Origin of the sequence: Halalkaliarchaeum sp. AArc-CO (genome assembly GCF_024972735.1) — an archaeon.
Lineage (GTDB): Archaea > Halobacteriota > Halobacteria > Halobacteriales > Haloferacaceae > Halalkaliarchaeum.
Genome location: NZ_CP087722.1, coordinates 66,060 through 78,976 on the forward strand (window position 1 = coordinate 66,060; position 12,917 = coordinate 78,976).

The 12,917-nt window shown below is 54.7% G+C and carries 7 protein-coding genes; 4 read left to right on the forward strand and 3 right to left on the reverse strand.

What is annotated here, in order from left to right; genetic code table 11:
* Window positions 1-246: 246 nt before the first annotated feature.
* Genes AArcCO_RS00235 through AArcCO_RS00245 form a run of 3 tightly spaced genes read left to right on the forward strand, consistent with a single transcriptional unit; the run spans window position 247 to window position 8,736 of the window.
* Window positions 247-1,488 carry a hypothetical protein gene (locus AArcCO_RS00235; protein WP_259532897.1) on the forward strand — a complete coding sequence of 414 codons (1,242 nt, stop codon included), beginning with the start codon at window positions 247-249 and terminating at the stop codon, window positions 1,486-1,488.
* Window positions 1,485-3,311 (forward strand): Druantia-type antiviral defence protein DruD, encoded by a 1,827-nt coding sequence (locus AArcCO_RS00240; RefSeq protein ID WP_259532898.1) that lies wholly within the window; start codon window positions 1,485-1,487, stop codon window positions 3,309-3,311. Before AArcCO_RS00235 ends, AArcCO_RS00240 begins: the two co-directional genes overlap by 4 nt.
* A 1-nt stretch (window position 3,312) precedes the next feature.
* The gene (locus AArcCO_RS00245; protein WP_259532899.1) at window positions 3,313-8,736 is read left to right on the forward strand and encodes a DEAD/DEAH box helicase family protein; all 5,424 of its coding nucleotides are present in this window, start codon (window positions 3,313-3,315) and stop codon (window positions 8,734-8,736) included.
* Window positions 8,737-9,676: 940 nt separating this feature from the next.
* On the opposite strand, the gene AArcCO_RS15875 is transcribed toward AArcCO_RS00245, so the two are convergent.
* A complete protein-coding gene (locus tag AArcCO_RS15875; protein ID WP_321170487.1) occupies window positions 9,677-10,177 on the reverse strand; it encodes an XF1762 family protein in 501 nt (166 codons plus the stop codon).
* Window positions 10,178-10,505: 328 nt separating this feature from the next.
* Between AArcCO_RS15875 and AArcCO_RS00255 the strand changes: the two genes are divergently transcribed.
* Window positions 10,506-11,534, forward strand: coding sequence for a Cdc6/Cdc18 family protein (locus AArcCO_RS00255; protein ID WP_259532901.1), 1,029 nt, complete (start codon window positions 10,506-10,508; stop codon window positions 11,532-11,534).
* A gap of 18 nt (window positions 11,535-11,552) precedes the next feature.
* Here the strand turns inward: AArcCO_RS00255 and AArcCO_RS00260 are convergent, their stop codons facing one another.
* Window positions 11,553-12,239 (reverse strand): SOS response-associated peptidase, encoded by a 687-nt coding sequence (locus AArcCO_RS00260; RefSeq protein WP_259532902.1) that lies wholly within the window; start codon window positions 12,237-12,239, stop codon window positions 11,553-11,555.
* A 65-nt stretch (window positions 12,240-12,304) separates the two neighbouring features.
* Window positions 12,305-12,895: a hypothetical protein gene (locus AArcCO_RS00265; RefSeq protein ID WP_259532903.1), complete on the reverse strand. Its 591-nt coding sequence runs from the start codon at window positions 12,893-12,895 to the stop codon at window positions 12,305-12,307.
* Between the last annotated feature and the right edge of the window lie 22 nt (window positions 12,896-12,917).

Here is a 12,917-nt window from a genome sequence, read left to right on the forward strand (position 1 = left end):
TCAGGACGTGCACTGGAGGGCTCCGATCCAGTCGTGAGTAAACTTTCTATCCCCTTCGGACTCGACCCGGAGGGAACGAAAACTCCAATAGAAGAGGCCCAACGTAAGTCAGACTACTACCGATGCCCAGAATGTGGCGAATTCCTAACCCCTCGTATTGGGACTCAGCGTCAGTACTTCGCTCATAAGCAAGGCGTTCTGGAGGACATTTCCTGTTCTCTGTCCAGCGACGAGGGTGTTGAAAAGATGATCGAGGATCTCCGTACTTCAGACATCGAAGAGGGTGAACGTGAGCGGTCGATTCGAACCTATCTCGGGCAACGCCATGACGGGGGCATCGAATTATTTGGCATCGTTCCATCACTCGATTGGGATCAAATCCAAGAAGATGAGAACGTGGACACACTCTTAGAAAACGTCGAAATCGAGGCAACAGGAATCACACATCCCCCTGTACCGAGTAACTTCCACCCATCAGAGGCAGAGGTCACGCTTGAGCTTGACCCAACAGCGGATAGTTTCGAACTTCAAATCTCAGGTCCAGATGCCCTCGGAAGTATTACCGGCACTTGGACTACTTCAGGGCTCCAACACGGTGATCTCTTTGTTGGTGACGAAACTCGGGCGAAGCGATATAACTCGGATCACCAAGTGCGCAAGGATACGTGGGTATATCTGGTCTCAAAGAATCCCCCAAAATCCGAAGTATCGTTCGTTGACATTTACGACTTCGCAGATGTATCCTTAGTCGGGTTCCGGGCGTCCGAAAAGACGGAACCATTTCTCGATCGCTATGGGGGAGGTCTTAGTGCAGAAAACTACGGCTTCGATGCTGACGTTGTATTACCCGCACACACAAACCCAACCGTTGAGGCACCCCTATACGCACCACCAGAGGAATCAGTTCTCGTCGGAGTTACTCCTTCCGAAGAAGTCGACCCAATATTCGAGGTCGTTTCCATCCCCAAAGATGCAAACGAGACAGTCGAAATCGACCGGACTGGAGCGGGAAATCCTCGTTACTACACAACTGAGGTACCCTCTGATGGATCACGGCGTGTGAGTATCCACCAGCGGAACTCCGATCGGCATCGTCTGATCCACCTCCACCCATCCGAAGAATCGACGATCATAGACGCTAGCGAGCCAGAATCACGACGAATTGGTATTGAAATCCAAGATGAGGAGCATCGTGACTTTCTCTCACCTATCGAAGGCCCGTCTTCGAAGCGTATGCCCATTGGTTTCAATCCTCATTTATTACATACCAACCTCGAATATGTCGGGCCAGAAGACCTCGAACTGGAAGTAATCGCTACATTTGCTGAAGGCGCATCACTCGGTCCGACAATCAGCCGAGACGTAACAGCAATCGGTGACATTATCTCGGAGGTCGTCCACTGGGTAGAGAGCGGCTGTAATGAACTCGAGATCCGGTTCAATGGAATTGGAACTATATCGATCTGCTTTCCGCAGAGGGAACAATGAATCTGGAACCCGGTGACGAGTTTACAGCGGAAGTAGACAAAATTACGAAACGGAGAACTTGCACCGTCAAATACGATGGGGAAGGGATTAATATCGGCCCGGTCACGTGCGAACCAGGTCGTTCGGTTCGATTGCGGTATCTCGGGGCGGATTCAGTCGCTGGAACATCGATACATTTCGCGCTTTGTCTGACCGATGAAGTTCTCGCGGACGATTATAAAGATCACATTCGACGCCATGTAAGCGGTCTTCTTCCTGATCAACCTCCACAAGAGGGAGAACAAACCTACATAGAGGTGGATAAGATCGACGAGTACGGCCTCGGACTCGCAGTTGCCGGAGGTGAACTCGTCGAACTCGGACCAGTACAAGCAGATGAGGGCGACTTAGTACACGTTGTCGGACGCGAACCGGGATATGCAGAGATCCTAAACGCAAGAGCCCGTGGGAAACGCTACAGGATTCGCTTCAATATTCTCCGTGAGCGCTGGGACAAACTCCCTATCAAAAAGGGCGAGTCATTCACGGCAACGATAGATGACACCGATGGCAGTAATCTCATCGCGTATGTGGACGGGTTGCCTGTCCATTTCTCTGGAGGCAAAGCCCGTATCGGACAAAAAATCGAAGGGGAACTCATTAGATTTCACCGAGACCGCGGAGTTGGCAAAGTGACAAAGGTCTATGATTCGGTTGGTGATATCGAAGATCCCGGGCACGATACTCGGATGCAGCAACTTCAGCAAGTGGGATTCGGCCAAGAACCGTTTCGTGCATTCGCTACGCGGTTTACTGACGTAAGTGGCGACCAACTACCATCGACCGAGATCGGCATCCGAGACGCCATAGTCGGTGAGGCAATCCGACTCGGTCTTGCTGAGAAAGCTGAATCGGGTGGCCAACAGTATCCACAAGCACACATCACCGCAATCCGCCACTGGGTTGTCCATAAGCTGGCAGCTGTTCTCGGACAGCCAGTCGCTGGTGCCGACGAAGTATCCGATGATGTCGGGTGGTTCCGGGCAGCATTAACAGAGCGTACCGGCCCCACAATAACGTTCCTCGGTGATGTGATACAACTCTCACAAGGGTACTATGCTCCAGCACCGACGCGAGCTGTAATGATCTCCGAATCTGAGGCCGTGCTCGTTTCAGGGGATCCAAGTCGCCCATTCATAGAGTCCGGTCTTGATATCGAATTTCGGGGATTGACGCGGATTCTTACTGACACCAGTGAAGCAGAATTGCGTTCGAGAGAAATCCCCGTTCAATCTAAAGACGAATACATCGGTTTAGACGAGGCGCCGATTACGACGCCAGCCACACTACGTGAGTATATCGAACAGCGACCGCAGGAGTCGTGGGAACCGGAGGAAGATTGGGCACCATACACTGGACAGTACTATGGATTTACCGTAGACGGTGAGCCGCTCGTCATTGAAGAGGCAGACGGAACTGCAATCAGCTTGTGGCGAGTTCCAGTCGAATACGGCGCCGATACCTACCAGTTAAAGGTACAATCGGGCGACGGCAAAACAAGGGCTGTCACTATTTCGCCGAAATACCGCAAGCATGCGTGCCTAATCCTTGACTCAATGGCTGAAGACCCACAGACAGTTGAACTCACCGCATATGACGAGGAGGTCTTATTGAGCTGTGACTTTGTACCGCCGCGGGCACAGATGCGTTGGCTGTACGCAGTCGGAGCAGAGTGGCTTGAAACATCGTCGTATCAGCTTCAATGGCGAATTTCGGACACTGATGCTGATTCAGTGCGAGAGGTCTTCGACGAACTGCCCGTGACCATCATCGACAACACATAACATGAAATCAATCAAAGAAGTCTCGGAAGAGCTCGAGAATGACCTTCAACAGTACATCGAATCACGTTACCACCTCCATCACCCGCGGCTTCTCAAGGAACGTCGTGCCCTGATGGACGAGGGAGAGACGGCCACCGAACCGTGGGTCGAGGCTACACCGACCTATGTTTCGGGGGATTCCCTCAGAGAACTGGGCTTGCCGAGCGAAGTCGTCGATTTGCTGAAAGATCTCGAAAACGACGAACTCGACATCTTCGATCCGCCGTACAATCACCAGGCCGACGCTCTTCAATCGTTCTTCAACGACGAGGACGACCTCATCGTATCCACCGGGACGGGATCCGGGAAAACAGAGATTTTTCTTTACTCAATTCTGGGTCAGCTCGCCCAAGAGGCAGCACGAGGAGAGACAGCTGACCAACGGGGGATACGGACATTAGTTCTCTATCCCATGAACGCCCTCGTCGCGGATCAACTCTCGCGGATGCGCCTACTCTTCGGTGATAAGGACGGGGCAGATACACTTGAGGACTACATGGGTCGGCGGGTACAATTCGGGATGTACACGAGCCGTACACCCTATCACGGGGAGTATGACACCAGCAAGAACGATAATCTAGTCAAACCGATTATCGACCGGTATCTCGACTTGGAGGAAGAACAGCCCAATCTCTATGAACAACTCGCAGAGAAAGGCCGCATTCCAGCCAAGGACCTCGAAGGGTTCCGGAATAAGGGCAAGAAAAAGGAGACACATTTCCGTACCCAACCCGGCGATACTGAACTATTCACGCGTCAGGAAATGCACACCCGCGATGGAAGCAACCCCCATGGCGGGACGCCTGATCTCCTGATTACGAATTACTCGATGCTGGAGTACATGCTACTCCGGCCGATCGAACAACCCCTCTTTGAGGATACCCGTGAATGGCTGGCCGAGGACGAAGAGAACGAGTTGAATATCGTCCTCGACGAAGCTCACCTCTACCGAGGCGCCCAAGGAGCAGAGGTGGCACTCCTGTTGAGCCGCTTGCTCCAGAAACTCGGGATATCTCGCGAACGTGTGCGCTTCATCCTCACGAGTGCGACGATGGGCGAAAACGTAGAGGAAGCGGCCCCAGACTTTGCGGCCCAGCTCACAACCGGAGATCCGGACGATTTCTCAGTAATCACCGGTGAACAGGTGGAGTACGAAGGTGGAGAACCGAGCGAGAAACGCACGGCGCAACTCCTAGAGCGGGTTGGTTACCAACTCGATGATCCGTCGAAGATTCGTAACGTTGCGAGCGAACGAGGCTGGGATCCTCTTGAAAGTAATGACGTAGAATCGGTCCGTTCGTACCTCGCTGACCAGTTAGTCGATGACCCACTCTTCAGGTTAGCGCACGAATACCTTCGTGAAGAGCCACTGCGCCTATCGGTGCTTGCCGAAGAGTTGTTCGAGGACATCGATCAGGAGCTGGCTCGTGAGGCGACGGGCAATCTTCTGTACCTTTGTACCGAGGCCCGCCAGGGAGAGGACCAGGCGTTGCTTCCGACACGCCTGCATATGTTCCTCAAAGGGCTCCCCGCCCAGTATGCGTGTGTCAATCCTGAATGTAGCGGCCGCCGAGTTACGGAGGGGGAGAACCTCCTTGGGCGCATCTACAGTAATCCGCACACGACCTGTGAGTCCTGTGGCAGTCGCGTCTTCGAACTGATTAGCCACCGCACCTGTGGAGCAGCATATCTGCGTGCCTATCGACGCTCTGACGACAACCGCGGGCCGACGTTCCTGTGGTCAGATCCTGAGAGCAGCGAGGACTTGGACGAGCTCCATCTCTTAGTTGAGGAACCTCGGGATGACCCGAATCCAGACCACGAACACGGACGCTCGCTCGCCGAGACGACGACCTCACGAAACCTCTCGATTGCCTCCGGCCATCTTGTTGATGATCGGCACGTGGGCGACGAAGGGCCGACCACTCATATCGAGGTTCAGGTCCCGACTGAAGAGCCGCCGGACGAGGACGGTGCATGGAGCTGGACTCAATGTCCGGCGTGCGGGATCAAAGAGCGACGCCGTCCCAATGGCGACACGAAGGTCGAAGATCTGGTCACCAAAGGTGAGGAACCATTCGCGCACAGCGTCCGCTCGATGTTCGGTATCCAGCCGACCGACCCACTCAAAGAGGAGTTCCCCAACGAGGGGCGCAAGGTATTGTGCTTCTCTGACGGTCGACAGAAGGCGGCCCGCTTAGCTCGCGATCTCCAATCGAACGTTGAATCCGACTCGTTCCGCGAGGTCCTAACCGACATTATTGGATCCGCAGATGGTGAGATCACGATGGATCGGTTGTTCGCCGAGTTCGCAGTCTACTGTGCGAAAAACAACATCGTATTCTTCGACGACAGCGACCAATACACGAATCAGTCGGGTGTCGTGTATAAGGGTTCACGCTCCCACTTCGAGGATATTCGTGAGAACCTGTCCGATATTGTCGATGAGTACTACCTTGAGTCCATCGACGATATTCCGGAGGTGCCAGCCGCACGCAATGCGTTGTCGGAGCGTCCCCGCCAGTATGAGGAACTTCTCCTCCGATCGTTGGGCGATGAACAGTACTCCATCACCGGCGCTCTCGTCGGGTACATTGCGCCGTCCGAGGAAGTGTTTGAGAAAATCGATGAAGCTGTCCCTGAAATTGAGACAGACCAACTCAAGAGCATCCTCATCGAGGCGCTTCGTCATGCCTGCGAGGAACGGGCATTTGATTCAAGCATTGAAGCCAGACGACGTTCGAACTCCTATCCCTACCAAAATTGGATTGACCCGGACGATACGGGGCTCCCCCACAGCGAAATAATCCCTGAATATGTTGTAGAATCACTCGACGACGAAGTGCCGGAAGAGGCGTGGAATAGTCTGAGACGGGCGTTGATGACGACAGAGCCTGTGTTGTTTGGGGCCTCCCACGGAAATTACTTCGTCAATCCAAAAGCAACGACAATCGATCTCCGACTCGACGACGATTGGTACCGGTGTGAAGGATGTCGCCGGTTCTCGGTAGTGTCTCTCAATGATTCGTGTCCCTACGATGGGTGTCGCGGAACTCTGAGTCCGGTTAGTGACGATGACATCCATCTCCAGGCACGGAAGAACTTCCTTCGAAACCCGCCACGCGAAGTGCTCCATGCCGAACGGGACCCGCTCACGCTGCGTTCAGAAGAGCACTCCGCACAACTAAGTGCAAAGGACAACTCCGAGGCATTCGCACGCTCCGAAGAGTATGAACTCCTCTTCCAAGACATCCTCGTCGGGGACTCCGAGGCCGATCAGCCGATCGACGTGTTAAGCTGTACGACTACTATGGAAGTCGGGATAGACATCGGGAGCCTCACTGGCGTGGCCATGCGGACAGTCCCGCCAGGACCAGAGAATTATGAGCAACGTGCTGGTCGGGCAGGACGTCGCGGAGCCGGGCTCTCGACGATCGTCACCTTCGCGGACAACTCCCCTCACGAGTCACACTACTTCGAGAATCCTGAGGATATGATAACGAGCGAGGGGAACGCACCGGTCATCTACGCCGGCAACGAAAAGATCGCCCGGCGGCACATCAACGCCTCGCTGCTTGCTCGGTTCTTCGATCCATCGGCCGTCGAGACGGAAGCTGCCGTATTCCGCTCGCTCAAAGGTACAGCCGAGTTCTTTGAAGGAGAAGGGGACCAAACCCTCGCCGCGTTCGAAGACTGGCTGGACGAAGAGATCTTCGCCGATTCATCGTCGACGCTCGAGCAATTGGGGGCCCTCCTTCCGGATGCACTAGGAGAGGGACGTTCATCCGACTGGGAGGTCGCATTAGTCCGCGACGCCGCTACAGAGTTCCTAAGCGAACTCCAGGAGCTACAAGCCAAGACAGAATGGGAAGAGCAATCCACGGAAGAAGACGATTTACTTTCCGTCCTTCTCGATGCAGCCCTCCTTCCGACGTTCTCGTTCCCGACTGATGTGGCCGACTTCGTCGTGCGCGAAAATGAGCCCGGATCGTCACAGCCGAAGAACAAGTACCAGATGTCTCGGGATCTGAAACAGGCTCTCTCAACGTACGTTCCAGGCCGAGAGATCGTCGTTGACAAGAAGACCTACGAGTCCTACGGTGTCTATGTCAAATTCCCAGACAACCCGAAGAACCGAGTAACTGGCGAAGACTGGGGAGACCTCGATTGGTTGAACTGGTGTGACGTCTGTAAGACGGTCTTTGACGAGCATAATGAGAGTCTGGCAGCCAGAGATATGGAATGTCCAGTCTGTGAGGGAGCGACCGTCAGTTCCCTTCAAATGTACACCCCGGAGGCATTTGCACCGAAAGTCGATGAGACAGGTGCAGCTGAGAAAGGATCCGACTACAACGAGAACCGCGCCTACGCGACACAGCCTAAATACCCGCTGACGTCGACTTCTCACGAGAGTGAGAACGCTAGCGAGATGGCAGAGGAGAAATCCATTGGCCATTCGATAGTGGGGAAGATGAATGACGAACAGCTTCTTGTCGCTAACTTTGGGGCTGATGAGGATGGATTCGAGGTCTGCACCGATTGTGGGGCCGTTAGCCGCGAAGGTCCGCTCTCGAACCCACACGCCCGTCCATACCCCAAGGATCTCCGATTTGTTGGGGAATATGACTGGGATGATCAGTGTACCGGCTCAACAGTCACGACGAGTTTCAGCCACCGCTTCCCCAGTGATTTGACCGTCCTCCAAATCCCGTTAGGTGATGAGATGGAGTTTGTTCCATCCGAAGCATGGTTCGAGACACCAGGACAGTCGTTAGCCGAAGCATTAGTCATGGGTGCATCTCGTGCGCTAGGTATCGAAGATGACGAACTCGAAGGTGGATTCCGTACTCGTTCGGCAGAGCACGCCGACATCGACGCACGGGGCGTTATCGAGGTCTTCCTCTTCGACACAACCGCTGGCGGTGCTGGCTTCTCATCGCGCGTCTGGGAGGAATTCGACGCCGTGTGTGCAGAAGCCCGTTCAATCCTCGAGAGTTGCTCATGCGATACGGCGTGTCACAACTGTCTGCGCCGGTATCAGAACCGCCATCTCCACGACTCGTTGAATCGCCACGAAGGCCTGGCCTTGCTCGATTACGCACAGACGGGGACTCCACCAACGCTTCGTCCTGATAAGACACAGAGCCTGATAAAGCAGCTCGAACGTGCCTTGGAGTTGAAGGAAGAAGATGTTGCACTCAGGGCGATTGACGACGATAAATGGGAAATCGAGATTGACGGGACGACGATGACATTTGGTATTCGTTCGAGTCTGCGGCGTTCACGTGCCCCGACATCGGCGACGTACGACGAGGACTACTCAGACTACGAGTTGTCCCAACGGTTGCCAGAGGTGGCTCACTCAATCGTCGATCAACTCCAATAGCGGAATGGATGGGTCAGAACAGTTTGCACACGTAAACTGGTCGGCGTCGGCAGCACAGCTGTTCGAAGAGTGCCCCCGGCAGTTCTTTTATCGATACCAACAGACCGCGTCTACCGAAGACTATAGTGAGTATACACCGTCGCCAGGAGCCTATCTAGGAACTATCGTACACGAATCTCTCGCGGGGCAGGTTGCACGATGGGCTCGGGGTGAGAACATCCATCTTCAGACTGCAACTGAATATGCGAAAGACGAACTTGAGAGGTATGTCGAAGCGAATACTGAGACGATTGCTGATCGGATTGACGATACGGATGGGGAATCCTTCGATAGCGATTCCTTCACGCGGTCATTAGTTCGTACAGCCCGTAATCACATCAGGCAGTTCTTCCGGGTGATTTGGCCCCACCTTGAGGACCACCAGTATATCGCCCACGAAACGCGCCAAACGTTCGAAGTCTCCGAAGAACCCGTCACCGTCCAACCAGATCTCTGTACGCGAAACCCAGAGGGAGACTTTGTCGTTACTGACTGGAAGACAGGTGCATATGACCGGTTTAGTAACCCGACAATACAGATGCAAGCATATGCGCTTTATGCTCACGAAGCGTATGAACCCGAAATCAGTCGGATTCGGGTCCAATTAGCCCATACTGGAAGTGGGGAGTTCGACCGAATGGTGCCGACCACGGAAGACATGAGACAGATCCGAGACCGGATTACGAATGATAGGGCCTTCTGGACGAGTATGGGGGACATCGAATCCTACAAGACCAATCCAGCAGTCCAGAAATGTAGCCAATGTTCGTACCTTCACCGGTGTATAGACGGACAAACCATCACGGGTGAAGAACCAGAACCAAACTAAGTAGTAAAGTGCGAATTAGGTCGTCTTATACCTCATCTACCGCATACAAATCAAATCGGATTATAGCACAATTCAATCACGCAATTGATAAATCCACTTGCGACGAACAAAATCATCGACGGAGGAACGCCCTTCGCGCGACTCCCAGCCATCTCCTTGAGCTTTCTCTTCCCGAACCAGTTTGAATCCTGCCGCTGAATAAATTGTTCCCTTGTTACCTGCTACTCCAGCGTGAGCAGAAATCCGTTGATATCCCTCTAAGAACGCCCACTTTCGCGCGCGTGCGATGAGCCAAGAACCCGTGTTTGATGGTCTTTCAGGTCGCGATCCGTACCGTGTAATTGAGATTTCTTTATCTTCGTCAACCATTCGAGCCACTGGACGGCCGAGAACACAGACTGCAATTAGATTAGACTTATAACGAGCTCCGAAAGCAGCTTTCCATCCAGGAATACCACCCAATTTGTGGTCTACCATATCCGACTCGAGGAAATCGTTGATCTCGTTTCGGCTTCTCTCTCGGGTTAGTTTGAGATCCGATACAGAGTCGGGTACTGATATTGGATTTTTCATCGTTTGCCTGAGGTAACTTGCGCCTCACCCAATCAGGCGCATAAAAAACAAAACGAGACCACCAGAATGGACCCATATTTCTGCGGTAGTACGTTCGGATCAGAGATTATCGAGGGACCTCAAAACTCGTAAAGTAGACAAGTCGTGAATGCTGATCATCTAGGAATGCCTCTTTCCGAGAACATCCCTATTGAGAGACCTATTAGTTAAGCTCAGGCACTCTTAGAAGCTATAAAAACAGCAATCAAGCAGAAGTAATGTAGACCTTTCCGGAAACAACCCGGTCAGGCTTTTATGACCTGACCGAAAATCTGTCTATCAGACTCAAATGATCCGCGATGCTCGCGTACTCCGGGCGGGGTTCGTCCCTCGAGAAGTTGAGCATCGCGACGCCGAAGTCAACCACCTCTCCAGCGTCCTTGAGCCCATCACGAACGGTGAACCCGCCGATACAGCAATCGTCACCGGACCCAGCGGCGCCGGCAAGACCTGCATCTCGAAGTTCGTCACGGAACGGCTCCGTGAAGAGGTCCTCGACGTCGAGACGACCTACGTCAACTGCTGGCGCAACTACACCAGATTCCGGACCCTATACCAGATTCTCGACGACCTCGGCGCGACCATCGACATCCACCGGCAGTCGACTCCCCACGACGAACTCGTCGATCGCCTCCAGCAGCATGACGGCCCGCGAACCGTCGTCATCCTCGACGAGGTCGACCAACTCGAAGACCCCAGCGTCATCTACGACCTCCACAGCCTCCCGCAGTTCGCGATCATCTGCATCGCGAACAAGGAAGAGGAGCTGTTCAGTCGCGTCGACGACCGCCTCGTGAGCCGCCTGCGCTCCAGCGAACACGTCCGGATGGACAAGTACCACGACGAGCAGCTGTACGACATTCTGAGTGCGCGGGCGAAGTGGGGCCTCGACGAGGACGTCATCACCGACGACCAGCTCTATCGGATCGCCGACGCGGCCGCCGGCGACGCCCGCCTCGCAATCGGCATCCTCCGAACGGCCGCCGGCAAGGCAGATCGCGAGAACCACGAACGCATCACCGACGACATCCTCCTGGACGCCGCCGAGGATGCTCGGGCCCAGATCAAGCAGAAGAGCCTCGACTCACTCACCCCCCATCAGCGCGTCGTCTACGACGTCGTTCGCGAGCACGGCCCGGTCGGGCCGAGCGAGATTCACGAGCGCTATTCCGAGGACGTCGATGATCCGCGGACGAAGCGGACTATCCGCACGTACCTCTCGAAGATGGAGCAGTACAACCTCCTCGAGGCGGAAGGGACGAGTCGAGACCGAGAGTACTCGCTCGTCGATTCAGCGGCGGCGTCACCGATGCAGTAACGGTGACCCCGTCAGCTATCAGGAACTGAACTCGCCTAGGCCCGATTGCTCGTGGTCCAGTGGCTCGATGACCTGAGGATCGTCGTTGCCAGGGTTGTTGACCCGCGTCGAGATCTCGTAGGCGTCCAGATCGTCCTTCGGATACGGCTGGCACAGTTCCTTGCGGGTGTCCGGGTCTGCGGCGAGCCAGTCAGATTCCGCGTCCTGCGGGAGGACGACCGGCATCCGGTCGTGGATTGAGTTCATCAGGTCGTTCGGCTCCGTCGTGAGAATCGTGACGCACGAGATCGTCTCGTCGTCGCCTTCCCAGACGTCCCAGAGCCCGGCCATCGCGAATACGGGGTCGTCCTCCCGGTAAATCCGATAGGGCTGTTTCGACCCGCCGTTCGGCGATTTCCATTCGTAGAACCCTGACGAGGGGACGAGGCAGGGACGTGATTCCCACGCCCGCTCGAAGACGCGTTTCTCGTCGGCAGTCTCGGAGTGAGCGTTGATGATGCCCTCCTCGGGTTCGTCCGCCCAGAACGGAATCAGCCCCCAGTGGTAGGCATCGATCTCGTCGGAAGCCTCGTTCGTGATGATGTGGAGGTCGTCACCAGGTGCGATGTTGTATCGGGGTGTGTACCCGCCGTCCGCGACGACCTCGGCATCGAAGCGGGCCTCGAGGTCTGCTTGGTCGATGAAGAGCGAGTTCCGGCCACACATACATCCGGGTCCGGCCGGGAGAGTCTTCAACGTATCTGGAAATGTGAACGGCTCTGAATCGTCGATTAGAGCTCGGTCGGCGGCAGAAGCTCACAGAGAACAGCTGCTTGTTCAAGAAGTGCGTCGAAGAGCCGTTCAGTCGGTCGATATAGCGCGTGGTGTTCATCAACAGAGTATGGGGTTTTCTCATCATCTGTGTATGAGAGAAATCCACACTCAAGAAGCGGAGCAAGGGTAGTATCCAGCGCAGTTCCGGAACGGCCGGATTCGGCTTCAAGAGTGTGTCGAGGGAACTCAGAAAGGAACCGCGTACAGCAACTCAGGACGTGAGCACGTCGATCAGCGAATAGTTCGTTGAGCGCAGTACGATGGGTGCGTGTCCAATACTCATCGAGTTTGACGTATGTGCGAACGATCGGGGATAGCTCGTTCAAGGAACCAGTAGCATGGACGATGCCAAGGTCGTTGAGCGCATATTGGTCTTTGGTGTCCAAAGACTCGCCGAGGGGATGGAGAACAGTTTGAAGCGCCTCGTGGTACCGCGAAGTGAGGAATTCCCCGGCAACAACGTGCGCGTTCACGATATTTCGAGTTGGGTGCATTGACTCGTGGTGGTCGGGGTTTCGGTGGTCGACGTGGGTTCGTGGATAGCTCATAGAGCACCTCTTCCAACGTGGC

Coding starts and splice junctions, on each gene's coding strand:
- AArcCO_RS00235 (WP_259532897.1), top strand. CDS start 247: ATGATCGAGGATCTCCGTACTTCAGACATCGAAGAGGGTGAACGTGAG.
- AArcCO_RS00240 (WP_259532898.1), top strand. CDS start 1,485: ATGAATCTGGAACCCGGTGACGAGTTTACAGCGGAAGTAGACAAAATT.
- AArcCO_RS00245 (WP_259532899.1), top strand. CDS start 3,313: ATGAAATCAATCAAAGAAGTCTCGGAAGAGCTCGAGAATGACCTTCAA.
- AArcCO_RS15875 (WP_321170487.1), bottom strand. CDS start 10,177: ATGAAAAATCCAATATCAGTACCCGACTCTGTATCGGATCTCAAACTA.
- AArcCO_RS00255 (WP_259532901.1), top strand. CDS start 10,506: ATGATCCGCGATGCTCGCGTACTCCGGGCGGGGTTCGTCCCTCGAGAA.
- AArcCO_RS00260 (WP_259532902.1), bottom strand. CDS start 12,239: ATGTGTGGCCGGAACTCGCTCTTCATCGACCAAGCAGACCTCGAGGCC.
- AArcCO_RS00265 (WP_259532903.1), bottom strand. CDS start 12,895: ATGAGCTATCCACGAACCCACGTCGACCACCGAAACCCCGACCACCAC.